This is a genomic window from Pseudomonas sp. NFX71 (genome assembly GCF_048079215.1).
Classification (GTDB): domain Bacteria; phylum Pseudomonadota; class Gammaproteobacteria; order Pseudomonadales; family Pseudomonadaceae; genus Aquipseudomonas; species Aquipseudomonas fluorescens_B.
On sequence record NZ_CP182230.1, the window covers coordinates 5916557 to 5940988 of the forward strand.

A 24432-nucleotide genomic window follows, 5' to 3' on the forward strand; every position below is an offset into this window, starting at 1 on the left:
ATGGTCAAGCCTCACGGGCAATTAGTATTGGTTAGCTCAACGCCTCACAGCGCTTACACACCCAACCTATCAACGTCGTAGTCTTCGACGGCCCTTCAGGGGACTCAAGGTCCCAGTGAGATCTCATCTTGAGGCTAGTTTCCCGCTTAGATGCTTTCAGCGGTTATCTATTCCGAACATAGCTACCCGGCAATGCCACTGGCGTGACAACCGGAACACCAGAGGTTCGTCCACTCCGGTCCTCTCGTACTAGGAGCAGCCCCTCTCAAATCTCAAACGTCCACGGCAGATAGGGACCGAACTGTCTCACGACGTTCTAAACCCAGCTCGCGTACCACTTTAAATGGCGAACAGCCATACCCTTGGGACCGGCTTCAGCCCCAGGATGTGATGAGCCGACATCGAGGTGCCAAACACCGCCGTCGATATGAACTCTTGGGCGGTATCAGCCTGTTATCCCCGGAGTACCTTTTATCCGTTGAGCGATGGCCCTTCCATACAGAACCACCGGATCACTAAGACCTACTTTCGTACCTGCTCGACGTGTCTGTCTCGCAGTCAAGCGCGCTTTTGCCTTTATACTCTACGACCGATTTCCGACCGGTCTGAGCGCACCTTCGTACTCCTCCGTTACTCTTTAGGAGGAGACCGCCCCAGTCAAACTACCCACCATACACTGTCCTCGATCCGGATAACGGACCTGAGTTAGAACCTCAAAGTTGCCAGGGTGGTATTTCAAGGTTGGCTCCACGCGAACTGGCGTCCACGCTTCAAAGCCTCCCACCTATCCTACACAAGCAAATTCAAAGTCCAGTGCAAAGCTATAGTAAAGGTTCACGGGGTCTTTCCGTCTAGCCGCGGATACACTGCATCTTCACAGCGATTTCAATTTCACTGAGTCTCGGGTGGAGACAGCGCCGCCATCGTTACGCCATTCGTGCAGGTCGGAACTTACCCGACAAGGAATTTCGCTACCTTAGGACCGTTATAGTTACGGCCGCCGTTTACCGGGGCTTCGATCAAGAGCTTCGCGTTAGCTAACCCCATCAATTAACCTTCCGGCACCGGGCAGGCGTCACACCCTATACGTCCACTTTCGTGTTTGCAGAGTGCTGTGTTTTTAATAAACAGTCGCAGCGGCCTGGTATCTTCGACCGGCATGAGCTTACGGAGCAAGTCCTTCACCCTCACCGGCGCACCTTCTCCCGAAGTTACGGTGCCATTTTGCCTAGTTCCTTCACCCGAGTTCTCTCAAGCGCCTTGGTATTCTCTACCCAACCACCTGTGTCGGTTTGGGGTACGGTTCCTGGTTACCTGAAGCTTAGAAGCTTTTCTTGGAAGCATGGCATCAACCACTTCGTGTTCTAAAAGAACACTCGTCATCAGCTCTCGGCCTTAGAATCCCGGATTTACCTAAGATTCCAGCCTACCACCTTAAACTTGGACAACCAACGCCAAGCTGGCCTAGCCTTCTCCGTCCCTCCATCGCAATAACCAGAAGTACAGGAATATTAACCTGTTTTCCATCGACTACGCTTTTCAGCCTCGCCTTAGGGACCGACTAACCCTGCGTCGATTAACGTTGCGCAGGAAACCTTGGTCTTTCGGCGTGGGTGTTTTTCACACCCATTGTCGTTACTCATGTCAGCATTCGCACTTCTGATACCTCCAGCAAGCTTCTCAACTCACCTTCACAGGCTTACAGAACGCTCCTCTACCGCATCACCTAAGTGATACCCGTAGCTTCGGTGTATGGTTTGAGCCCCGTTACATCTTCCGCGCAGGCCGACTCGACTAGTGAGCTATTACGCTTTCTTTAAAGGGTGGCTGCTTCTAAGCCAACCTCCTAGCTGTCTAAGCCTTCCCACATCGTTTCCCACTTAACCATAACTTTGGGACCTTAGCTGACGGTCTGGGTTGTTTCCCTTTTCACGACGGACGTTAGCACCCGCCGTGTGTCTCCCATGCTCGGCACTTGTAGGTATTCGGAGTTTGCATCGGTTTGGTAAGTCGGGATGACCCCCTAGCCGAAACAGTGCTCTACCCCCTACAGTGATACATGAGGCGCTACCTAAATAGCTTTCGAGGAGAACCAGCTATCTCCGAGCTTGATTAGCCTTTCACTCCGATCCACAGGTCATCCGCTAACTTTTCAACGGTAGTCGGTTCGGTCCTCCAGTTAGTGTTACCCAACCTTCAACCTGCCCATGGATAGATCGCCCGGTTTCGGGTCTATTCCCAGCGACTAGACGCCCTATTAAGACTCGCTTTCGCTACGCCTCCCCTATTCGGTTAAGCTCGCCACTGAAAATAAGTCGCTGACCCATTATACAAAAGGTACGCAGTCACCCAACAAAGTGGGCTCCCACTGCTTGTACGCATACGGTTTCAGGATCTATTTCACTCCCCTCTCCGGGGTTCTTTTCGCCTTTCCCTCACGGTACTAGTTCACTATCGGTCAGTCAGTAGTATTTAGCCTTGGAGGATGGTCCCCCCATATTCAGACAAAGTTTCTCGTGCTCCGTCCTACTCGATTTCATGACTAAGAGATTTTCGCGTACAGGGCTATCACCCACTATGGCCGCACTTTCCAGAGCGTTCCGCTAATCTCAAAGCCACTTAAGGGCTAGTCCCCGTTCGCTCGCCACTACTAAGGGAATCTCGGTTGATTTCTTTTCCTCAGGGTACTTAGATGTTTCAGTTCCCCTGGTTCGCTTCTTAAGCCTATGTATTCAGCTTAAGATACCTAACTTATGTTAGGTGGGTTCCCCCATTCAGACATCTCCGGATCAAAGTCTGTTTGCCGACTCCCCGAAGCTTTTCGCAGGCTACCACGTCTTTCATCGCCTCTGACTGCCAAGGCATCCACCGTATGCGCTTCTTCACTTGACCATATAACCCCAAGCAATCTGGTTATACTGTGAAGACGACATTCGCCGAAAATTCGCGATTAAACTCACAAATTTTACCTTAGCCTGATCCGTTACCAGTGAAAGTAACGTTCAGTCTATCTTTCTATCACATACCCAAATTTTTAAAGAACGATCTAATCAAAGACTAGAAATCAATATTCATGTGCGAATATTCATTTCTAAACTCTAACGAAAAAAGACAACCCTATGGATGTCTATCGCCTCTACAGTGAATCAAGCAATTCGTGTGGGAACTTATGGAGCAGCTGATGTCGTCGATTAAGGAGGTGATCCAGCCGCAGGTTCCCCTACGGCTACCTTGTTACGACTTCACCCCAGTCATGAATCACACCGTGGTAACCGTCCTCCCGAAGGTTAGACTAGCTACTTCTGGTGCAACCCACTCCCATGGTGTGACGGGCGGTGTGTACAAGGCCCGGGAACGTATTCACCGCGACATTCTGATTCGCGATTACTAGCGATTCCGACTTCACGCAGTCGAGTTGCAGACTGCGATCCGGACTACGATCGGTTTTGTGGGATTAGCTCCACCTCGCGGCTTGGCAACCCTCTGTACCGACCATTGTAGCACGTGTGTAGCCCAGGCCGTAAGGGCCATGATGACTTGACGTCATCCCCACCTTCCTCCGGTTTGTCACCGGCAGTCTCCTTAGAGTGCCCACCATAACGTGCTGGTAACTAAGGACAAGGGTTGCGCTCGTTACGGGACTTAACCCAACATCTCACGACACGAGCTGACGACAGCCATGCAGCACCTGTCTCAATGTTCCCGAAGGCACCAATCCATCTCTGGAAAGTTCATTGGATGTCAAGGCCTGGTAAGGTTCTTCGCGTTGCTTCGAATTAAACCACATGCTCCACCGCTTGTGCGGGCCCCCGTCAATTCATTTGAGTTTTAACCTTGCGGCCGTACTCCCCAGGCGGTCAACTTAATGCGTTAGCTGCGCCACTAAGAGCTCAAGGCTCCCAACGGCTAGTTGACATCGTTTACGGCGTGGACTACCAGGGTATCTAATCCTGTTTGCTCCCCACGCTTTCGCACCTCAGTGTCAGTATCAGTCCAGGTGGTCGCCTTCGCCACTGGTGTTCCTTCCTATATCTACGCATTTCACCGCTACACAGGAAATTCCACCACCCTCTACCATACTCTAGCTCGTCAGTTTTGAATGCAGTTCCCAGGTTGAGCCCGGGGATTTCACATCCAACTTAACGAACCACCTACGCGCGCTTTACGCCCAGTAATTCCGATTAACGCTTGCACCCTCTGTATTACCGCGGCTGCTGGCACAGAGTTAGCCGGTGCTTATTCTGTCGGTAACGTCAAGACACCAACGTATTAGGTTAATGCCCTTCCTCCCAACTTAAAGTGCTTTACAATCCGAAGACCTTCTTCACACACGCGGCATGGCTGGATCAGGCTTTCGCCCATTGTCCAATATTCCCCACTGCTGCCTCCCGTAGGAGTCTGGACCGTGTCTCAGTTCCAGTGTGACTGATCATCCTCTCAGACCAGTTACGGATCGTCGCCTTGGTGAGCCATTACCTCACCAACTAGCTAATCCGACCTAGGCTCATCTGATAGCGCAAGGCCCGAAGGTCCCCTGCTTTCTCCCGTAGGACGTATGCGGTATTAGCGTCCGTTTCCGAGCGTTATCCCCCACTACCAGGCAGATTCCTAGGCATTACTCACCCGTCCGCCGCTCTCAAGAGAAGCAAGCTTCTCTCTACCGCTCGACTTGCATGTGTTAGGCCTGCCGCCAGCGTTCAATCTGAGCCATGATCAAACTCTTCAGTTCAAACATCTTTGGGTTTTTAAGAAACCCTAAACTTGGCTCAGCAATCGTTGGTTACATCTTTGATTTCTCGCGGAGTAACTTGTGATGCTGATAATCTTGTTGACTATCAGTCTGACTCCACAAGCACCCACACGAATTGCTTGATTCAGTTGTTAAAGAGCGGTTGGTTAAGATCTTTCGTCTCAACCGAGGTGCGCATCCTACAGCAAGCGACCTCATGTAGCAACCTTAAAAGTTTCTAATTTCACTAATGAAATCAACTACTTAAGCCAGGCAAACATTGATCTGCTCGCTAGCGGGAGGCGAATAGTACAGGATTAAAATACGTGGTCAACCCCCCGTCTCAAAATTCTTTTCCTTATCAAGGAACCAGACCAAGTCAGCATCCGTTCGTTGCTACACCTTTTTTTGCCTCCACTGTCCCACCCTCGTCGTCGATCGCGGGAGCGATGCTGATTGCCAGGGCGCTGGACAACCCTGAGTTGTCCGAGCAGTTCCTGCAGTCGGTCATCAATGCATGGCCTGCTGCTCCCGAGAAAGAGGAGCAGGCCAGCGTTTCGACAGCCACTTGACGGCCCAAAGGACGACTCAAGTCCTTTCATTTAAGGCGCGCATGCTCCAACACCACTTCCAGCGGATGGCGCAGTTGCTTGCTGGCCAGGCGCTTGACCTGGCTTCGGCACGAGTACCCCGTCGCCAGCGCTTCGCCCGCCTTGTCCAGCTTGCCCGCCCATGACTGTTCGAAAATGGTCCGCGAAGTGTCCTGGTTTCGCGCTTCATGGCCGTAGGTCCCGGACATCCCGCAACAGCCCGTCGCCTCGGTCACCAGCTTGAGCCCGAGCCGGGCAAACACCGCTTCCCATTGCGAAGTACTGGCCGGGACGTTGGTCTTCTCGGTGCAGTGCGCCAGCAAACGGAATGTCTGTGGGGCGGGATGAGACTTTTCAGGCAGCACATCAAAGAGCCACTCCTGGGGCAGCAGAACCTTCGGGCACCCGTTGAGCCCCGGCACTTTCTGATATTCCTGGCGATAGACCAGCGTCATCGCCGGGTCCAACCCCACCAGCGGTACTTCACAGTCAGCCAGCGCCTTGAGCTGACTGGCGTTGCGGATCGCTGCCCTGGCGAATGCGCCGAGGAAGCCCTGTACGTGCAAAGGCTTGCCGTTGGCGCTGTAGGGCGCCAAGAAAATCCGATAACCCAGCTGGTGCGCCAACTCGATAAAGCTCGCCAGCAATGGGGTTTCGAAGTAACGGGTGAAGGCATCTTGAACCAACACCACGCTACGCTGACGTTGCGCAGCGGTCAGTTCGCGCAGGGCCGGCACGCTAGCGACAACGACGTTGCAGCGGGTCAACGTCGCCTGCAAGTCGTAACGGCTGATCAACGGACTGTCGAGCATGCCGACGCCTCGCTCAAGCAGGCGGCTCATCCATTTCGCGCCCATCACTGCGTTGTACAGGCCCGGCGCGTAGGCCATATAGGGAATGGTGAACTCCAGCGAACCGATCAGGTAGTCACGAAGCGGACGTTGATAGCGACCGTGATACAGCTCCAGAAAACGCGATCTGAATTCCGGGACGTTGACCTTGACCGGGCATTGCCCTGCACAGGATTTACAGGCCAGACAGCCCGCCATCGCGTCGTACACCTCGTGGGAGAAATCCGCCTCACCCCGCGAACGCGCCATGTTGTTACGCAACCGCGCTGGCAACCCGCTCAACCACGACAACTTGCCCCGGGCCGCTTCCAGTACATCAATATTGGCCGCACCCTGCAGGCGCAACCATTCGCGAATCAATGACGCCCTGCCCTTCGGTGAATGCTGGCGTTCACGGGTGGCTTTCCACGACGGGCACATCGCATCGTTGGGATCGTAGTTGTAGCAGGCGCCGTTACCGTTGCAGTGCATGGCGGTGCCGAAACTTTGCCACACGCGCTCGTCGATTTGCCGATCCAGATCACCGCGCAGCGTGACTTCGTTGACCTTGAGCAAGCCTTGGGCAGCATCCGGTGGTGTGCAGATTTTGCCGGGGTTGAGCTGATTGTGCGGGTCGAACGCGCCCTTGAGCGATTGCAGCGCCGGGTACAGTTCGCCAAAAAACTCGGGGACATATTCCGAGCGCAAGCCCTTGCCGTGCTCACCCCACAGCAGTCCGCCATAACGTCGCGTCAGCTCGGCCACGGCATCGGAAATCGGTTTGACCAGCGCTGCCTGGGCCGGATCTTTCATGTCCAGCGCCGGGCGCACATGCAACACGCCGGCATCGACGTGACCGAACATGCCGTAAGTCAGACCATAGCTGTCGAGCAACGCACGAAACTCAGTGATGTAGTCGGCCAGCTTCTCCGGCGGCACGGCGGTGTCTTCAACGAAAGGCTGCGGCCGAACCTCACCTTCGACGTTGCCCAACAGCCCGACGGAACGTTTACGCATGGCGTAGACACGGGTCACCGCCTCGGCACCCTCGGCCAGCGTGTGGCCCAGCCGCTCGATGGTCGTGTCGGCCTGCAGATGCTCGACGAACGACGCCACTCGAGCGTTCACGTCCGTCAGGTCTTCCCCGCTGAACTCGACCAGATTGATGCCCAGCGTCGGGCACTCGGCGTCCGCCGGAAAATACTCGGCGACGCTGTGCCAGACGATGTCTTTCATCGCCAGCATCAACACTTTGGAGTCCACCGTCTCGATGGACAGCGGCTTGTGCGCCAGTAACGCGTTGGCGTCGCGCAGCGCATCCATGAAGCTGCTGTAGCGCACATTCACCAACACCGAATACCTGGGAATCGGCAGCACGTTGAGCTTGGCCTCGACGATGTAGCCCAACGACCCTTCCGCGCCGCACAGCACGCTATTGAGGTTGAAACGCCCGCGCTCGTCGCGCAGGTGCGCCAGGTCGTAACCGGTCAGGCAGCGATTGAGTTTGGGGAATATCGACTCGATCAGGTCGGCCTGGGTTTCCTGTATCTGGCGCGCTGTGCGGTACACCTCGCCGATGCGCCCGGGCTGTGCGCAGGCTGCCTCCAACTCAGAGACGGAAAGCGGATGGCTGTGCAAGCGCTCACCACCGAGCAGCACGCTGTGCAGTTCCAGCACATGATCGCGGGTCTTGCCGTAGGTGCAACTGCCCTGGCCACTGGCATCAGTGTTGATCATGCCGCCCACGGTGGCACGGTTGGACGTTGACAGCTCCGGTGCGAAGAACAGGCCATGGGGCTTGAGCGCGGCATTGAGCTGATCCTTGACCACGCCGGCCTGCACTCGCACCCAACGCTCGGCGACGTTGATTTCAAGAATTGTGTTCATGTGCCGCGACAAGTCGACCACGATGCCATCGGTCAACGACTGGCCGTTGGTGCCGGTGCCGCCGCCACGCGGGGTCAGCTTGATCTGGCGAAAGCGCGGTTCGGCCATCAATGCAGCGATGCGCACGATGTCGTCGGCGTCCAGCGGGAATACCGCTGCTTGCGGCAGGCGCTGATAAATCGAGTTGTCCGTTGCCAGCACGGTACGGGTGGCGTAGTCGGCACTGAGCTGACCGCGGAAGCCGCTGGCACGCAGGGCTTGAAGAAATTCCGGGTACTGTGCAGCGAGGGCATCCGTATGCAGCTGGGCGATCATCGCAAAATGTTCTCTTGTAGGTCTAACACGGAAAAATCAAAACACTTGTCGCCTGAGCATTAATCGGTCAGCCTCAGGTCGTCGGCTGCGCCAATGATCCTGCAGGCTGTGGCGCCGGACAAACGGATAATCCTGCCGCTATCGATGACTTTTACGAATGAATTACCGCCACCTCACTCCCTCCATGTCGTTGCTGCTGGCCTTTGAAGCCGCCGCCCGGCATGAAAGCTACACCCGCGCCGCGATGGAGCTCTCACTGACCCAAAGCGCCGTCAGCCGGCAAGTCCAGGCGCTGGAGCAGCAACTGGGCCTGACGCTGTTTCGCCGTGAAGGCCGGCAAGTGCAGTTGACCGATGTCGGCCGCCTCTATCAGCGGGAAATGAGTGACGCGCTCGGACGCATCCGCAGCGCCACGTTACAGGCGATGGCGTATCAATCGGGCAGCGGAACCTTGCGCCTGGCCACCCTGCCAACGTTCGGCTCGAAGTGGCTACTGCCGCGTCTTCACGATTTCTACAAAACCCATCCCGGCATGCTGGTGCACATCAGTTCCCGGATCGATGCGATCGACTTCGAAACCAGCGGCATCGATGCCGCGATCGTCGTCGGCAATGCCGACCTGCCAGGCCTGATCAGCCATCGTCTGCACACGGAAGAGTTGATGGTGATCATGTCGCCGCAAGCGGCCGAGGCCCATGACACCTGGACCCCGGAACGCATTGGCGGACAGACGCTGCTCAACGTCGCGAACAATGCCAACGTTTGGGGCGAATGGTTCAGCCACCACGGCCTGCCCCATCGAATGATGCGCCTGGGACCGAGTTTCGAACTCACCTCGCACTTGATCCAGGCCGTCAGGGCCGGCATCGGCATCGGTCTGGTGCCGCGCATCCTGGTGACCGACGAGCTGGCCAACGCCGAGCTGATCAGCCTCGGCCTGCCCTTCGCCAGTCAACGCAGTTACTACCTGACCTATCCACCGCGCAACGAAAGGCTGCCGTCGCTGATCGCGTTCCGCAGCTGGTTGCTGGAACAGATCTGACCAACGCCGGCTGATTCGCCTCTTTGTATCACTTTGTATCTGTCTATCTTTCTGATACATAAGTTTTCACCCGGCCGCCGATTCGACACAGCCCAGATACGTCATCGCGTTCAAATGCACACACGGTTTCAAGGGGATCAGCCAGACCCCCTGGCCAATGGCTTGCAACGGAGACATCAGGATGAAGATGGCACTGCAAAACAAAAACGCTAAAACCCACCGCCGTCTGGTCGGCTCATCGATTCTCGCGCTCGCCCTGTTTGGCGCTATCGGTGCAGCCAACGCCCAATCGACCACCGTTGCACAACCCGCCGCGATCAAGGCTGACGTCACTTACACAACCCCCTCCCCATTCGGCCCACTGAAGCACATCAAGGCCGGACTGCTGGATGTGGCTTACGCCGAAACCGGCCCGGCCGACGGACCGGTGGTGATTCTTCTGCACGGCTGGCCTTACGACATTCACAGTTATGACGAGGTCGCACCGTTGCTGGCCGCGAAGGGCTATCGAGTGCTGATGCCGTATGCGCGTGGTTATGGCGATACCCATTTCCTGTCCGAGAAAACCGTGCGCAACGGCCAACCGGCTGCGCTGGCCAGCGACGTCATCGACTTCATGGATGCGCTGAAGATCAAACAAGCCGTGCTCGGTGGCTATGACTGGGGCGCACGTTCCGCCGACATCGTCTCGGCGTTGTGGCCAGAACGGGTCAAGGCGCTGGTCTCGGTCAGCGGTTACCTGATCGGCAACCAGGCGGCCGGTAAAAACCCGCTGCCACCCAAGGCTGAATTGCAGTGGTGGTATCAGTTCTACTTCGCCACCGACCGCGGTCGTGCCGGGTACGAGAAAAACACCCACGACTTCGCCAAGTTGATCTGGCAGCTGGCTTCGCCGAAATGGGCGTTCGATGACGCGACGTTCGACCGCAGCGCCAAGGCGCTGGAGAACCCGGACCACGTCGAGATCACCGTATTCAACTACCGCTGGCGCCTGGGCATGGTGCAGGGCGAGCCTCAATACGAAGCGCTGGAGCAGAAACTGGCCACGGCGCCGTCCATCAGCGTGCCGACCATCACGCTTGAAGGCGATGCCAACGGCGCACCGCACCCTAATCCCGAGGACTACGCCAAGCGCTTCACCGGTAAATACGAGTTCCGGCTGATCAACGGTGGCATCGGTCACAACCTGCCGCAGGAAGATCCGAAGGCGTTCGCCAAGGCCGTGATTGATGCGGATCACCTGTGAGGTTGATCTGACCTTTCCCCGCTAAGCCTCCTCACAACGACGGCTCGTTTTACGAGCCGTTTGTTTTTGCGAGAATCACTCCAGCAGCGAGACCAGACGTGGCGCTATTGCCGTCTCCAATACCTCCAGTAGCGCCAGCGTCACCGGCAATTTGAAGCGCCTGCGTCCCGCACTGCCGGGATTGAGGTAGAGCCGTTCGCCACGCCATTCCACGAGTGGCTTGTGCGAATGGCCGGTGACTATCAGCTTGATGGCCGCATCGAGTACGACCGGGACATCGGCGATGTCGTGCACCAGCAACGTCCCCCATCCGTTGAGATCGAAACGCAAATTATCTGCGATATGTTCGGCCCAAGGAGCGTCCAGGTCATTGTTCCCGCGCACGACATGCAGGGGAGCGATCAACGCCAGTTGATCGAGAATATCGACGCTGCCGATGTCGCCCGCATGAATGATCCGCTCACACCCCTCCAGCGCGGCAAGCGCCTCAGGGCGGAGCAAACCATGGGTATCGGAAATCACGCCAACCTTCATGCAACGCTCCAGACCAGATTCAAGCAGTGGAACCTCCAGACTAAACCAACGGCTGATGACTGGTCACACAATGTATACCGCCACCCCCGGCGGAAATGGCGTCTATGTTCAGTTGCACCACCTCTCGATCCGGATAGAGCCCGGATAACACTGCAAACGCCTTGGCATCTGCCACCTTGTCACCAAACTCCGGCGCAATGACCGCGCCGTTGATCACGAAGTAGTTGATGTAGCCGGCCGCAAAATCCGGGTTGTTGCGACTGAATTGACTCTTTCGCGGATTGAGCGGTGGCGACACGGTATGGACCTGCAGTTTTCGACCCTCGGCATCCGTGGCATTTTTCAGAATATCCAGATGGGCCCGCGTGACGTTGTAGTCGTAGGACTCAGGGTCGTTGTCGAGGTTGGCGATCACAACGCCGGGTTTCACGAAGCGGGCGTAGAAATCCACATGGGCATCGGTGATGTCTTTTCCTTTTATACCTGGCAGCCAAATGATCTTGCGCAGGCCGAGCCGGTCTTTCAGTTCTTGCTCGACGTCGGCCTTGCTCCAGTCAGGGTTACGATTGCGGTTGATCCAGCTGCTCTCGGTCATGATCCCGGTACCGTGGCCATCCACTTCGATGCCGCCACCCTCGCCCACCAATTCGCTGCGCAGATAATGGGCATCCGCCGTGTCGGCCACTTGAGCCGCCAGATGCGCATCGTGGGCATGCTGCTGTTTGTCGCCCCAGCCGTTGAAATTGAAATCCACGGCGCCGAGTCCACCCTGCCCGTCGATGACGAAGTTGGCGCCGGTGTCGCGCATCCAGATGTCGTCGAGTTCGGTGGTGACATAAGTAATATTGGCAGTACCGCAATGTTCCTGCGCCTGGCTCCGCTCGAGCGGGCGGCAGAAAACGGTCACCGGCTCATAGCGGGCGATGGTCCGCGCAATCCCGCCAAGCGCCGCTTGCACATCACCCGTGAAGTCTTCCCAGATGGCCTCTTGCGCGCCAAAGGCGATGAACGCTTGTGCGTGCCGGTCACCTTCATCGGGCATCCGCCAACTGCCCTGCGCCGCCGCGTGCACTTGCAGGGGCGTCAGACCCAATCCGAATGACGCTGCCGCCCCCACACCCGCCAATACCGATATCTGTTTGATGAACTCACGACGCGTCGACATGCAGTGATCCTTTGAAAATTGGCTCATTTCGCCGTGGCCGTCTTGAATTTGGTCCAGGTGCGCATCCGCGCGCGCATGTCGGACTGCGGAATGTCCTTGCCCGGTATCAGCCGCGCATAAGTGGCTTCATCAAGATAGATGTCCGGGTTGTTGCGCATCGTCGCATCGACGCTCGGGCGTGCCTTGGCGTTGGATGTCGGGTAGCCGGTGAAGTTACTGATGGCCGCCATGTTCTCCGGACGCATGACGAAGTTGATGAACGCGTAGGCGTATTCCGGATGTTTGGCGTCGACCGGAATGGCCATGGTGTCCATCCACACCGTGGTGCCTTCGCGGGGAATGCGGTACTCGAACTTCGTGTGCTTGCCGGCACTGTCTGACGTCCTCTGCGCCTGGGTCATGTCGCCGCTGTAACCGAGCGACACGCACAGGTTGCCGTTCACCAGATCGGTTACCGGTTGCGACTGGAACTTGCGAATGTGCGGGCGCAGTTTCATCAGCAGTTCACTCGCGGCCGCGAGGTCTTCGGGTTTGGCGCTGCGCGGCTCACGGCCCAGATAATTGAGCACGACGGCGAGCACTTCATCCGGCGAGTCGATCATCGAGATACCGCAGTCGGCCAACTGGCCGGCCAGTTCCGGTTTGAACAACATGTCGAGGCTGTTGACCGGCGCATTCGGCACGCGCTGTTTGATCTGCTCATCATTGTAGGTCAGGCCGATGGTGCCCCAGGTGTAAGGCACGGTAGCCTGACTCGAGGTTTCATATTGCCGGCGCAGCTTCTGCAAACCGGGCTCGATGTCATCCAGGGAGGTGAGCTTTGATCGGTCCAGCGGCAGCAGGCTTCCGGCGCGCATCAAGCGTTCCGCCACCGTATCGCCGGGGAAGATCAGGTCATAACCGCTGCCGCCGGCGAGCATCTTGGCCTCCAGTGTTTCGCTGCCATCCATGACGTCGTAAATCACCTGGATGCCGGTCTCGGCGGTGAATCGCGTCAGGGTGTCTTCGGCAAAATAATCGGCCCAGTTGTACAACCTGAGGGTTTTCTCTTCGGCGTGCAGCGATGACGAGGCCAGTGCCAAGCCCAAGGCGCCGAGCAACAGCGTGTGCGGAATGCGCATATCAAACTCCTTGAGTGTTCCAGCGTGCATGAAGGTGACGACCGTCCTGACTCAACAACGCGCCGTACATGTCCGGGCGCCGGTCTCGGTAGATGCCCCAGCTCAGGCGTTCTTCGCGCATGGCGGCCAGGTCGAGGCTGTGCACCAGCACGCCGGTGCTGTCGCGGTCGGCCTCGGCGAGCAATTTGCCCTTGTGGTTGCAGATGAAGGACGAGCCGTAGAAGCTCATTTGCAGGGTCGGATCGGTGGTCGCCACTTCTCGACCGACGCGATTGGCCGCCACCACCGGCAAGATGTTCGCCGCCGCGTGACCACGCATCGTCATCTGCCAGTGATCCCGTGAATCCAGCGCTGCGCAGCCAGGTTCAGAGCCGATCGCCGTCGGAAACAGCAACACCTCGGCGCCCATCAATGCCAGGCAGCGTGCGGTCTCGGGAAACCACTGGTCCCAGCAGATCCCCACGCCGATGCGCCCGAACGCGGTGTCCCAGACCCGGAAGCCGGTATCGCCGGGGCTGAAGTATTCCTTCTCCTGATAACCGATGGCGTTGGGGATGTGGGTCTTGCGGTACACCCCCAGCAGACGCCCGTCGGCATCGGCCACGCTCAAGGAATTGAAGTAGGCGTTGCCGGCTTTCTCGAACCAGCTCAGCGGCAGCACCACGCCCAACTCCTTGGCCAATGCGGCAAAGCGTTTGAGTACGCGGCTGTAGCGGTATTCTTCGGCCAGCGCCAAGTGTTTGTGGCTTTGCTCGATGCAGAAATACGGCGTGGCAAAGAGCTCCTGCAACAGGATGACCTGAGCGCCCTTCGAGGCCGCCTCACGGACCAGTTGTTCGGCAAGATCAAGGTTGTAGGGCAAGTCCCAGGTGCAGGGCATTTGGGTGGTGGCAATCGTCATAAAGGTCATGGCATCACCCCTTCACTGGCCAGGCAGGCTGCTGCTGGGTGATGCAATGCACCCCGCCGCCGCCATGGGCCAGGTGATTGATCCGCACCGGCACCACTTCGCGTCCCGGGAATGCCTGTGCCAGTACTTCGGCGGCTACCTGGTCGGCATCGATGCCATAGGCCGGCATGATGATTGCGCCGTTGGCGATGTAGAAGTTGGTGTAGGAAGCGCAGAACACTTCGGCTTCGGTGTCCACCGCATCGGTGGCTTCATAGAGCTCGATCAGCTCGAACTTCCGGCCTTGGGCATCGGTGGCCAGCTCCAGTGCGCGGCGGTTTTCTCGGGCCACTTCGGCATACACCGACTGCTTGTCGTGAGTGGCATCCACCAGCAATACGCCGGGGCGTGCGAACGCACAGACGCCATCGACATGGCCGTCGGTCATGTCGCCGGTCACGTAGTCCGGATCGCCCGGCAGCCAGATGGTTTTTTTCACGCCCAGCAGGCGGGTGAAAATCTCCTCCATCTCTGCCTTGTTCATCCCGGGATTGCGGTTGGGATTGAGCAACACCGACTCGGTGGTGATCAGCGTGCCCTCGCCGTCCACATGAATCGCCCCGCCTTCGTTGCTCAGCGGTGTGCCAAAGCACGGCAAGCCAAGGTGATTGAGTGCACGACGCGCCAGGCCTTCGTCCAGATCGTGCGCCGACTTGCCGCCCCACGCGTTGAAGCGCCAGCTCACCCCGGCGAGGCCTTGTTGCGCGTGGCAGACGAAGCTTGGGCCGGAGTCGCGGCACCAACTGTCGTTCACCGCCAATTCGATCAGCTCGATGTTGGGTCCGCACAACGCATGGGCACTCGCCACAGCCGACGGATCGACCACCATTTTCACCGGCTCGAACCGGGCGATGGCATTGGCGACCCCGGCAAAATCCTTTTGCACTTGCGCCAGGGTCACGCGCCACCCCGACTCCCAGAGTGCCTGGTTGTGCGGCCAGACCATCCAGGTCGCGGCGTGTTTTACCCATTCTGCCGGCATCCACCAGCCCGTGTGTTGATGTTCGTTCTGCTGCATGACAAGCACCCTTGAGTTAAGTCATTGTGTTCAATGAAAATGACCTTGGCGGTCTTTGCATGCATGCTACGGCCGTAAAAACGGGCTAACAAACGATGGATTTTGCAGAAAAGTGATTAGAGGAACTTATCGATATGCTCAAGCACTGGCCCCCGCTCAGCACCCTTCGCGGCTTTGAAGCAGCCGCCCGGCTGGGCAGTTTCCACAAGGCTGCCGACGAACTGCACCTGACCCAATCGGCGATCAGTCAGCAGATTCGAACCCTTGAGGCGTACCTTGAGCAGCCGCTGTTTTTCCGCAGCGGACGCAGCGTCAGCCTGACCGATGCCGGTCACGATTTGCTCAGCACTACCCAGGCGTTATTGCAGCAACTGGCGGTTGGCATTCGGCGTCTGGGGCAATACCAGAAACCCAACCAACTGGTGCTCAACACCACGCCGACATTCGCCCGGCACTGGTTGCTGCCACGGCTGGGGGATTTTCGGCGTCAGCATCCGGAAGTCGATCTGTGGATTTTCAGCACCGACGAAGTCCCGGACCTGACCACCCAGACCATCGACCTCGCGGTGCGCGATGACATCAGCTCCCAGGCTGAATGCAGTTTCAAGGTGCTGCACGCCGACCGCCTCTATCCGGCCTGCCACCCCGATGTGCTGGCGGTGCCTATCGAACAACGCACGACCCTTCACGGCGAGCGGGAAATGGACTGGAGTCATTGGGCCGTGGAGGCTGGTATCGATGTGGGACAGAAGGACCAGGGCTTGAATTTTTCCGACCCCGGGTTGCTGCTGGATGCGGCGTGCGCAGGGCTTGGGATCGCGCTGGTCAGTCAGCTATTGAGTCGACAAGCGCGTGACAGCGGGTTGCTGCAACCGTTGGTAGAGGAAACCATTCGCGGGCCGAACTGGGCGTTGCTGACTCACCGGGACAGCGAGAACAATCCCCTGGCGCGGAGTTTTATCGAGTGGTTGCTGGGTAACCTGGCCCCCGCCAGCGACACGATGTAACGAACAGCGTTCCGAAAAAGCGCCGTCGTTGCAGGAGCCGGCTTGCTGGCGCTCACGTCACCGCGGTGTTCCTGAAAAACCGAGGCGTACTCGATCGCCAGCAAGCCGGCTCCTACAGGTCGTGTATCACGCTCGCGAACTCAGCCCTTGGCCGCCATCGCGGTCACTTCCACACGCATGCCTTCCACCGCCAGCGACGCCACGCCTACCGCGGCGCGAACCGGCCACGGCTTGGCGAAGAAACGCTTGTAAACCTCATTGAACGCGGCGCGGTCGGCCATGTCGGTGAGGTAGATGGTCAGGTGCATGACCCGGTCCATGGAACTGCCGGCGCGCTCCAGCGCCACCTTCAATGCCTGCAACGTGCACTCGCTCTGCAGGGTGATGTCGCCCAGTTCCAGGCTGCCGTCGGCGCGGGTCGGGATCTGCGTGGAGACCAGGATACCGTTGAAGCCGGCCACATCGGAGGAGATGGAATCCGCATCGGGATCGGGGGTGAAGGTGATGTCTTGGTTCGCCATGGGGATCTCTTGTTCGAGGGAAAAAAGGTGGCGGCCAGTTTACCGCCCTGCTGAATCAAACGCTCTGCCTCAGTTATTTATACTCAAATGCCAGCTTAATAATATTTTACCGATACCAGGGTCATCCCTAGTCTTGAGCCCAAGAAATGGCAGGCCGTTCGCGACCTGACTCCAACGTCGAAGGGTATTGAGATGACCACTGAAAAAACAAAAACAGATACGCTGATTGTTGGCGCCGGTCAGGCTGGCGTGGCCATGAGTGAACACCTGAGCAAACTGGGCGTGCCGCACCTGGTGCTGGAGCGCAACCGCATTGCCGAGCGCTGGCGCACCGGGCGCTGGGATTCGCTGGTGGCCAATGGTCCGGCGTGGCATGACCGCTTTCCGGGTCTTGATTTTGACGACCTCAGCCCCGATGCGTTTGCGCCGAAAGAGCGTGTCGCCGATTACTTCGAAGCCTACGCGAGGAAATTCAACGCGCCGATCCGCACCGGTGTGGATGTGCTGAAGGTTGAACGCAACGTCGGTCGGCCAGGCTTCACCATTGAAACCTCTGAAGGTGTGATCGAGGCCAACCGCGTGGTCGCCGCCACCGGGCCGTTCCAGCGTCCGGTCATTCCGCCGATTGCGCCGCAGGATCAGCCGTTCCTGCAGATTCACTCCGCCGATTACCGCAATCCGCAGCAATTGCCTGAAGGCGCTGTTCTGGTGGTCGGCGCCGGCTCGTCGGGCGTGCAGATCGCCGATGAACTGCAACGTGCCGGCAAGCAGGTTTACCTCTCCGTCGGCGCCCACGACCGCCCTCCTCGCGCCTATCGCAACCGGGATTTCTGCTGGTGGCTGGGCGTGCTCGGCGAGTGGGACCAGGCGGCGATGAAGCCGGGGCGGGAACACGTCACCATCGCGGTGAGTGGCGCGCATGGCGGCCGCACCGTGGACTTCCGAGGCCTCGCCCATCGCGGAATGACGCTGGTCGGTCTGACTCAATCATTCAATGGCGGCGTGGCGACTTTCCAACCGAACCTGGCGGAGAACCTGGCACGCGGCGACGAGAATTATCTGGCGTTGCTCAACGCCGCCGACGCTTACATCGAACGCAACGGCCTGGACTTGCCGGAAGAACCTGAAGCGCGCATCACCTTCCCCGACCCGGAATGCGTGACCCAGCCGATTCTTGAACTCGACCTGGCCAAGGCCGGCGTGACCTCGATCATCTGGGCCACCGGTTTTGCCACGGATTACAGCTGGCTCAACGTTGACGCCTTCGACGACAAGGGCAAACCACGGCATCAGCGCGGCGTGTCGAGCGAACCGGGTGTGTATTTCCTCGGACTGCCATGGCAGTCGCGTCGCGGGTCTTCGTTCATCTGGGGCGTTTGGCACGATGCCAAATACGTGGCGGATCACATCGCCATTCAACGCTCCTATCTCGACTACCACGACGCGGCGCAACGCGAGGCTGACAAAGCCCCGCTCGCCCATAAAACCACGGTCAGTGCTTAAACCTTTTTCTGCCAGGAGCGACAAATGTCCACGCCAACCCATACCCGTATCCGCATGTTCAACACCAAGGAAACCTATCCGAACCAGAGCCTGGACAACGACCTGTGCCAAGCCGTCCGCGCGGGCAACACGGTTTATGTTCGTGGCCAGGTCGGGACGGATTTCGAAGGCAGACTGGTCGGTCTCGGTGACCCGCGAGCCCAGGCCGAACAGGCCATGCGCAACGTCAAGCAGTTGCTGGAAGAAGCTGGCAGTGACCTGAGCCACATCGTCAAAACCACCACGTACCTGATCGATCCGCGGTATCGCGAGCCGGTGTATCAGGAAGTCGGCAAGTGGCTCAAAGGCGTGTTTCCGATTTCGACCGGGTTGGTGGTGTCGGCGTTGGGGCAACCGCAGTGGTTGATGGAGATTGATGTGATTGCGGTGATTCCCGAGTAAGCAGGGACACCGCGTCGCGTCCATCGCTGGCTTGCCCGCGAAGAGGCCAGCCAAGACACCACATTCGCCAAGGCAAACCAAGGAGCAAACCCCATGACCTTCTCCATCGCCGCCCGTTGCCCGGAAACCGGTCAGTTCGGCATTGCGATCAGTTCCTCCAGCATCGCCGTCGGCGCCCGCTGCCCCTGGCTGCTGCCGGGTGTCGGTGCCGTCTCCACACAGAACATCACCCTCCCGTCCCTCGGCCCGGACGTCCTCGCCCTGATGGAGCAAGGCCTCGCCCCGGCGGAAGCGCTGGACAAAGTCCTCACGCGCAATGGCTACAGCCAATACCGGCAGATCACGGCGATTGACCACCTTGGCCAGACCGCTCATTTCAGTGGCGCGCAAACCTTGGGTAACCACAACGCCGTGTCCGGCGAACAATGCGTCGCCGCCGGCAACATGCTCGCGGACCGCTCGGTGATCGAAGCCATGGTTGAAGCCTTCGAACACGGCGAAGGGCAACTGGCCGACCGCTTGCTCGCCGCGATGAAAGCCGCCATCGCCGCCGGTGGCGAAGCCGGGCCGGTGCATTCGGCGGCGATGGTGGTGGTCGGCGAACTGACCTGGCCGATCATCAACCTGCGGGTCGATTGGGCGGACGATGATCCCATCGGCCAGTTGGAAAAGCTCTGGGTTGCCTACTGCCCGCAAGTCCAGGACTACATCGACCGTGCCCTCGCCCCGGACAAATCCCCAGGGTACGGTGTCGCCGGAGACGACCGATGAGCGCCAGCCGCGATTTGCTGGCGACGTTAGTGGCATTCGACACCACGAGCCGCGAATCAAACCTGCAGCTCATCGAATTTGTCCGCGACTACCTCGCGAGCTTCGACGTGCCATGCGAACTGATCTACAACGAGCAGCGCAGCAAGGCCAACCTGTTCGCCACCATCGGCCCGGCGGACAAGCCGGGCATCGTGCTGTCGGGGCACACCGACGTGGTGCCCGTCGATGGCCAGCCGTGGACCGTCGCGCCGTTCGAACTCACCGAGCACGACGGCAAGTTGTTCGGTCGCGGTACCGCGGACATGAAAGGCTACATTGCCTGCGTGCTCGCCCTCGTTCCTTCGTTGGTGAACGCCTCGTTGCGACGGCCGGTGCACATTGCGCTTTCGTATGATGAAGAAATCGGCTGCCTCGGCGTGCGCTCGTTGCTGGCGGCGCTGGAACAATGGCCAGTCAAACCGATGCTGTGCATCATCGGCGAGCCGACCGAGCTGAAACCGGTGCTCGGGCATAAGGGCAAACTGGCGATGCGCTGCGATATCCAGGGTCACGCGTGCCATTCGGCGTACGCGCCGCTTGGGGTCAATGCCATTGAGTATGCCGCCGAACTGATCGGTGAACTGGGACGGATCGGCAACAGGCTCAAAGCGCCCGAGCACCGCGACGCGCGTTTCGATCCGCCATTTTCCACCGTGCAAACCGGTGTGATTGGCGGCGGCAAAGCCTTGAACATCGTCCCCGCCGATTGCCGTTTCGATTTCGAGATCCGTGCCCTGCCCTCACATGATCCAAGCGACGTCGCCCGGGAACTGAAAACCTATGCCGAGCAGCAGGTGCTGCCGCGAATGCGTGCGGTGAGTGAACAGAGTGAGATTCGCTTCAGTGAACTCTCGGCATACCCCGGATTAGTGACCGATGCACACAGCGAGGCGGCTGAGTTGATCGCTGCATTCTGCGGCTCCCGAGCGTTCGGCACAGTGGCCTTCGGCACCGAGGGCGGCCTGTTCGACGCCGCTGGCATTCCCACCGTTGTGTGCGGCCCTGGCAGCATGGATCAAGGGCACAAACCGGACGAATTCGTCAGCCTCGAACAATTGGACGGTTGTGACGCCATGCTGCAACGGATGCTGCTATCAATCAGCGAATAACACAGATTCTGAACACCCCATAATCCCTGTGGGAGCTAGCCTGCTAGCGATAGCGATTTGACAGTCAACACTGATTTGGCTGACAGATCGCTATCGCTGGCAGGCTAGCTCCCACAGGGTTTTCGGCTGCCCGGCGACCTACATTTTTTAACGTCTATACCAACAATCTTTGTAATTTATCTATCCCCATCCACCGCACATCATCAACTCCAACAAGAAAAGCGTCGTCCCCGCGCGGCGCTTACCGAAGTACGTCCACGTACTCAAAATTGCCTTGGAGTCCGTCATGGTTACCGCAGCAACAACCTCCGCCCCGCTTATCGAAAAACACACCATCGGCTATGTGCCGCCCGAAGATCGCCACGGCAAAACCCGTGACCTGTTCACCCTCTGGTTCGGCGGCAACATCGCCCCGCTGCCCATCGTCACCGGCGCTCTTGGCGTGCAGATGTTCCACCTGAACCTGGTGTGGGGCATCGTCGCCATCCTCGTCGGCCACCTGGTCGGCGGCGTGCTCATGGCGCTGCACTCGGCCCAGGGCCCGCAGATGGGCATTCCACAAATGATCCAGAGCCGCGCCCAGTTCGGCTCCCTCGGCGCGCTGCTGGTGGTGCTGATCGCCGGCATCATGTACATCGGCTTCTTCGCCTCCAACATCGTCCTCGCCGGCAAGTCCCTGCACGGCGTGGTCGACAGCGTGCCGGTGCCGGTGGGCATCGTCATCGGCGCCCTGGGTTCCGGCATCATCGGCATCATCGGCTACCGCTTCATCCACGTGCTCAACCGCATCGGCACCTGGGTGCTCGGCGCCGGCATCGTGCTCGGCTTCGGCTACATCTTCACCCACGTGCAGACCGCCGACTTCCTCACCCGTGGCAGCTTCAACATTTCCGGCTGGCTGGCCACGGTCTCGCTCGCTGCGCTCTGGCAGATCGCCTTCGCGCCGTACGTCTCCGACTACTCACGTTACTTGCCGGCCAACGTGCCCGTGGCCGCAACGTTCTGGACGACTTATCTGGGCACCGTGCTCGGCTCCAGCCTTTCATTCATCTTCGGCGCCGTCGCCGTGCTCGCCACCCCCGTCGGCATGGACACCATGGACGCCGTCAAACTCGCCACCGGCTCCATCGGCCCGCTGATGCTCGTGCTGTTCCTGCTCAGCGTCATCAGCCACAATGCCCTCAACCTCTACGGCGCCGTGCTGTCGCTGATCACCCTGGTCCAGACCTTCGCCTACCGCTGGATCCCCACCGCCAAAAGCCGTGCCGTCCTCTCGATCATCATCCTCGCCGCCTGCTGCTTCGCCGCCGTCGGCGCTTCCGCCAACTTCATCGGCCATTTCGTCGACATGGTGCTGGTGCTGCTCGTGGTGCTGGTGCCGTGGACCGCGATCAACCTGATCGACTTCTACGCGATTCACAAAGGTCAGTACGACATCCATTCGATCTTCAAGGTCGATGGCGGGATCTATGGCCGGTACAACCCGCAGGCGTTGTTGGCGTATGCAATCGGGATTGCGGTGCAGATTCCGTTCATGAACACGCCGCTGTATGTCGGGCCGATTTCAGAGCACATCAATGGGGCCGACTTGTCCTGGCTGGTGGGCCTGATCATCACCTCGCCGCTCTACTATTGGCTGGCCAATCGCGACACCGCTTACAAGCGCCGCCTCTCGACCGGAAAACTCGCCAACAGCCTTTAAGCGCCGCTTCGGATTGTCAAAGCGAGTAAACAAAAAACCGCACTGATGCGGTTTTTTGTTGCGTGATCATTTTCTGTAGTTCCAATGTTTTTACTATGACGCCTTACACAAGCGCCAATAAAACAAACATTCAAAAATTGACATGTCTCAGCAACTTTACACAATAAGAAAAATTCAAAAGGCATGATAAAAAAGTTGTAACGCTGGCGTTGCACCGCGTCAGTGCTCATCGGAAAACCAATGTAATTGACCGCCTGTTTTTGGTGCAAAAATTCACCTTCCATTCTTATGACTAATCGCCATAAATCATCTATATACCTGTTTTAATTGATATTTATTTTTCGATAAATGGCTGTTGCTTTGGCACGCTCTTTTGGGATCCTAATAATTATTGTGTTCACAAAAAGTGTTCGAAATTTCTGTTAAAAAAAATGACAGTGCTTTTGATATGTTTGTCTACACTCTCATTTCTGCAAGTGCGGGTCGCGTATAACGCCATACAAAACAGCCGATTAGTTGGTCCGACAGAGTTACTGTCGGTGTCCGCGGCATGTCGATGGCATTTCGGAATCAGGGTATATGGGGAACTCACCGATGCGTATCAGCATATTTGGTTTGGGGTATGTGGGCGCTGTATGCGCGGGCTGTCTCTGTGCTCGCGGTCATGACGTAATCGGGGTGGATATCTCTCAGGTGAAAATCGACCTGATCAATCAGGGCAAGTCGCCCATCGTTGAGCCAGGCCTGGAGGCTCTGCTCGAGCAGGGGGTGCAGTTTGGGCGGCTGCGGGGTACCAGTAATGTAAAAGCGTCCGTGATGGACACGGATATGTCGTTCATCGCCGTCGCTACGCCCTGCAAGAAGAACGGCGATCTGGATCTGGTCTACATCGAGTCGGTCTGCCGCGAGATCGGCGAAGCCCTGCATACCAAGGACAGTTGGCATACGGTGGTGGTGCGCAGCACTGTGCTGCCGGGCACCGTGAAGAACGTGGTAATCCCGATTCTTGAAGACTGTTCCGGCAAGAAGGCCGGGGTCGACTTCGGCGTGGCGATCAACCCGGAGTTCCTGCGCGAAAGCACTGCAATCAAGGATTACAACTGCCCGCCCATGACCGTGATCGGTGAATTCGACCAGCGCAGCGGTGACATGCTCGTCGCACTCTACCAGGAGCTGGACGCGCCGCTCCTGCGCAGGAGCATCGAAGTGGCGGAGATGATCAAGTACACCTGCAATGTCTGGCACGCGACAAAAGTGACCTTCGCCAATGAGATCGGCAATATCGCGAAGGCCGTCGGCGTGGACGGTCGCGATGTGATGGACGTGGTCTGCCAGGACACCAAACTCAACCTGTCGCGTTATTACATGCGCCCCGGTTTCGCGTTCGGCGGTTCCTGCCTGCCCAAGGATGTGCGTGCGTTGAACTATCGCGCCGGGCAACTGGATGTCGAGCACCCGCTACTGGCCTCGATCATGCGCAGCAATGCGGCGCAGGTACAAAGAGCCTTCGACATCATCACCAGTTACGGCAAACGGCGTATCGCCCTGCTCGGCCTGAGCTTCAAGGCGGGCACCGATGACCTGCGCGAAAGTCCACTGGTCGAGTTGGCCGAAATGTTGATCGGCAAGGGCTACGACCTGCATATCTTCGACCGCAACGTGGAATACGCGCGTATCTACGGGGCCAACAAGGACTACATCGAGTCGAAGATTCCACACCTGGCTTCGCTGTTGCGCGCAGACCTGACAAAAGTGATCGAGGAGGCAGAGGTCATTGTTCTGGGTAACGGTGACGAGTCCTTCAAAGCCTTTGCGCTTGAGGCGCCCGAAGGCAAGCAGGTGGTCGACCTGGTGGGTTTCATGCCAAACGTCAGTGACGATCGGGTCGAAGGTATCTGCTGGTAAGGGCTAGA

General features: G+C 58.3%; 17 protein-coding genes, 2 rRNA genes and 1 pseudogene. 10 read left to right on the forward strand and 10 right to left on the reverse strand.

All coding sequences use genetic code 11. The features are described from left to right. Together ACM1ZW_RS27395 and ACM1ZW_RS27400 are read right to left on the reverse strand one after the other, a co-directional pair. Positions 1 to 2892: ribosomal RNA gene (locus ACM1ZW_RS27395) — 23S ribosomal RNA — on the reverse strand. A gap of 300 nt (positions 2893 to 3192) precedes the next feature. Further along, positions 3193 to 4729 (reverse strand): 16S ribosomal RNA (locus ACM1ZW_RS27400). Together the 16S and 23S rRNA genes form the textbook arrangement of a ribosomal RNA operon. Positions 4730 to 5160: 431 nt before the next feature. Between ACM1ZW_RS27400 and ACM1ZW_RS27405 the strand changes: the two are divergent. Next, a pseudogene (locus ACM1ZW_RS27405) lies at positions 5161 to 5301 on the forward strand (TetR/AcrR family transcriptional regulator); the annotation flags it as partial. 26 nt (positions 5302 to 5327) lie between these two features. Here the strand turns inward: ACM1ZW_RS27405 and ACM1ZW_RS27410 are convergent. Beyond that, complete coding sequence (locus tag ACM1ZW_RS27410) at positions 5328 to 8351, reverse strand: FAD-binding and (Fe-S)-binding domain-containing protein (RefSeq protein ID WP_416739753.1); 3024 nt, start codon at positions 8349 to 8351, stop codon at positions 5328 to 5330. A 157-nt stretch (positions 8352 to 8508) separates the two neighbouring features. Here ACM1ZW_RS27410 and ACM1ZW_RS27415 point away from each other — a divergent pair, with 157 nt between their 5' ends. Further along, entirely contained in the window at positions 8509 to 9393 is an 885-nt protein-coding gene (locus ACM1ZW_RS27415; RefSeq protein WP_414878996.1) for a LysR substrate-binding domain-containing protein, read from the forward strand. Positions 9394 to 9574: 181 nt separating this feature from the next. Then, a complete protein-coding gene (locus ACM1ZW_RS27420) occupies positions 9575 to 10639 on the forward strand; it encodes an alpha/beta fold hydrolase (protein WP_416739754.1) in 1065 nt (354 codons plus the stop codon). A 75-nt stretch (positions 10640 to 10714) separates the two neighbouring features. Here ACM1ZW_RS27420 and ACM1ZW_RS27425 read toward each other — a convergent pair whose 3' ends face one another. From ACM1ZW_RS27425 to ACM1ZW_RS27445, 5 genes are read right to left on the reverse strand one after another with little or no spacing between them, the layout of a single operon-like run. Next, positions 10715 to 11173: a metallophosphoesterase family protein gene (locus tag ACM1ZW_RS27425; protein ID WP_017338224.1), complete on the reverse strand. Its 459-nt coding sequence runs from the start codon at positions 11171 to 11173 to the stop codon at positions 10715 to 10717. Between the two features lie 40 nt (positions 11174 to 11213). After that, complete coding sequence (locus ACM1ZW_RS27430; protein WP_416739755.1) at positions 11214 to 12338, reverse strand: agmatine deiminase family protein; 1125 nt, start codon at positions 12336 to 12338, stop codon at positions 11214 to 11216. Positions 12339 to 12361: 23 nt separating this feature from the next. After that, on the reverse strand, positions 12362 to 13459 hold the full coding sequence (locus ACM1ZW_RS27435) for an extracellular solute-binding protein (protein WP_416739756.1): 1098 nt from the start codon (positions 13457 to 13459) through the stop codon (positions 12362 to 12364). 1 nt (position 13460) lies between these two features. Continuing rightward, on the reverse strand, positions 13461 to 14369 hold the full coding sequence (gene aguB / locus ACM1ZW_RS27440) for an N-carbamoylputrescine amidase (protein WP_414879000.1): 909 nt from the start codon (positions 14367 to 14369) through the stop codon (positions 13461 to 13463). Positions 14370 to 14373: 4 nt separating this feature from the next. Further along, entirely contained in the window at positions 14374 to 15426 is a 1053-nt protein-coding gene (locus ACM1ZW_RS27445; protein ID WP_414884474.1) for an agmatine deiminase family protein, read from the reverse strand. A gap of 134 nt (positions 15427 to 15560) precedes the next feature. Between ACM1ZW_RS27445 and ACM1ZW_RS27450 the strand changes: the two genes are divergently transcribed. Continuing rightward, positions 15561 to 16433 (forward strand): LysR substrate-binding domain-containing protein, encoded by an 873-nt coding sequence (locus ACM1ZW_RS27450; RefSeq protein ID WP_416739757.1) that lies wholly within the window; start codon positions 15561 to 15563, stop codon positions 16431 to 16433. A gap of 140 nt (positions 16434 to 16573) precedes the next feature. Here the strand turns inward: ACM1ZW_RS27450 and ACM1ZW_RS27455 are convergent, their stop codons facing one another. Next, entirely contained in the window at positions 16574 to 16954 is a 381-nt protein-coding gene (locus ACM1ZW_RS27455) for a RidA family protein (RefSeq protein ID WP_008027160.1), read from the reverse strand. 192 nt (positions 16955 to 17146) lie between these two features. Between ACM1ZW_RS27455 and ACM1ZW_RS27460 the strand changes: the two genes are divergently transcribed. From ACM1ZW_RS27460 to ACM1ZW_RS27480, 5 genes are all read left to right on the forward strand, one after another. Beyond that, positions 17147 to 18457, forward strand: a complete 1311-nt coding sequence (locus tag ACM1ZW_RS27460) for a flavin-containing monooxygenase (protein ID WP_416739758.1) — start codon at positions 17147 to 17149, stop codon at positions 18455 to 18457. 24 nt (positions 18458 to 18481) lie between these two features. Beyond that, complete coding sequence (locus ACM1ZW_RS27465; protein WP_017338215.1) at positions 18482 to 18898, forward strand: RidA family protein; 417 nt, start codon at positions 18482 to 18484, stop codon at positions 18896 to 18898. Between the two features lie 93 nt (positions 18899 to 18991). Next, positions 18992 to 19669: a DUF1028 domain-containing protein gene (locus ACM1ZW_RS27470; RefSeq protein ID WP_017338214.1), complete on the forward strand. Its 678-nt coding sequence runs from the start codon at positions 18992 to 18994 to the stop codon at positions 19667 to 19669. After that, a complete protein-coding gene (gene argE, locus ACM1ZW_RS27475; RefSeq protein ID WP_416739759.1) occupies positions 19666 to 20817 on the forward strand; it encodes an acetylornithine deacetylase in 1152 nt (383 codons plus the stop codon). The genes ACM1ZW_RS27470 and argE overlap by 4 nt, the downstream gene beginning before the upstream one ends. Before the next feature lie 286 nt (positions 20818 to 21103). Further along, entirely contained in the window at positions 21104 to 22519 is a 1416-nt protein-coding gene (locus tag ACM1ZW_RS27480; RefSeq protein ID WP_017338212.1) for a purine-cytosine permease family protein, read from the forward strand. Here ACM1ZW_RS27480 and ACM1ZW_RS27485 read toward each other — a convergent pair. After that, on the reverse strand, positions 22516 to 22803 hold the full coding sequence (locus tag ACM1ZW_RS27485) for a hypothetical protein (protein WP_416739760.1): 288 nt from the start codon (positions 22801 to 22803) through the stop codon (positions 22516 to 22518). The genes ACM1ZW_RS27480 and ACM1ZW_RS27485 overlap by 4 nt on opposite strands. Before the next feature lie 310 nt (positions 22804 to 23113). On the opposite strand from ACM1ZW_RS27485, the gene ACM1ZW_RS27490 reads away from it, so the two are divergent. Beyond that, positions 23114 to 24424 (forward strand): nucleotide sugar dehydrogenase, encoded by a 1311-nt coding sequence (locus ACM1ZW_RS27490; protein ID WP_414884469.1) that lies wholly within the window; start codon positions 23114 to 23116, stop codon positions 24422 to 24424. The last annotated feature ends 8 nt before the right edge of the window (positions 24425 to 24432 follow it).

Bases quoted from the DNA above. Each gene is read 5' to 3' on its own strand.
- ACM1ZW_RS27410 (WP_416739753.1), bottom strand. From the start codon at position 8,351: ATGATCGCCCAGCTGCATACGGATGCCCTCGCTGCACAGTACCCGGAA.
- ACM1ZW_RS27415 (WP_414878996.1), top strand. From the start codon at position 8,509: ATGAATTACCGCCACCTCACTCCCTCCATGTCGTTGCTGCTGGCCTTT.
- ACM1ZW_RS27420 (WP_416739754.1), top strand. From the start codon at position 9,575: ATGAAGATGGCACTGCAAAACAAAAACGCTAAAACCCACCGCCGTCTG.
- ACM1ZW_RS27425 (WP_017338224.1), bottom strand. From the start codon at position 11,173: ATGAAGGTTGGCGTGATTTCCGATACCCATGGTTTGCTCCGCCCTGAG.
- ACM1ZW_RS27430 (WP_416739755.1), bottom strand. From the start codon at position 12,338: ATGTCGACGCGTCGTGAGTTCATCAAACAGATATCGGTATTGGCGGGT.
- ACM1ZW_RS27435 (WP_416739756.1), bottom strand. From the start codon at position 13,459: ATGCGCATTCCGCACACGCTGTTGCTCGGCGCCTTGGGCTTGGCACTG.
- aguB (WP_414879000.1), bottom strand. From the start codon at position 14,369: ATGACCTTTATGACGATTGCCACCACCCAAATGCCCTGCACCTGGGAC.
- ACM1ZW_RS27445 (WP_414884474.1), bottom strand. From the start codon at position 15,426: ATGCAGCAGAACGAACATCAACACACGGGCTGGTGGATGCCGGCAGAA.
- ACM1ZW_RS27450 (WP_416739757.1), top strand. From the start codon at position 15,561: ATGCTCAAGCACTGGCCCCCGCTCAGCACCCTTCGCGGCTTTGAAGCA.
- ACM1ZW_RS27455 (WP_008027160.1), bottom strand. From the start codon at position 16,954: ATGGCGAACCAAGACATCACCTTCACCCCCGATCCCGATGCGGATTCC.
- ACM1ZW_RS27460 (WP_416739758.1), top strand. From the start codon at position 17,147: ATGACCACTGAAAAAACAAAAACAGATACGCTGATTGTTGGCGCCGGT.
- ACM1ZW_RS27465 (WP_017338215.1), top strand. From the start codon at position 18,482: ATGTCCACGCCAACCCATACCCGTATCCGCATGTTCAACACCAAGGAA.
- ACM1ZW_RS27470 (WP_017338214.1), top strand. From the start codon at position 18,992: ATGACCTTCTCCATCGCCGCCCGTTGCCCGGAAACCGGTCAGTTCGGC.
- argE (WP_416739759.1), top strand. From the start codon at position 19,666: ATGAGCGCCAGCCGCGATTTGCTGGCGACGTTAGTGGCATTCGACACC.
- ACM1ZW_RS27480 (WP_017338212.1), top strand. From the start codon at position 21,104: ATGGTTACCGCAGCAACAACCTCCGCCCCGCTTATCGAAAAACACACC.
- ACM1ZW_RS27485 (WP_416739760.1), bottom strand. From the start codon at position 22,803: ATGGAAGGTGAATTTTTGCACCAAAAACAGGCGGTCAATTACATTGGT.
- ACM1ZW_RS27490 (WP_414884469.1), top strand. From the start codon at position 23,114: ATGCGTATCAGCATATTTGGTTTGGGGTATGTGGGCGCTGTATGCGCG.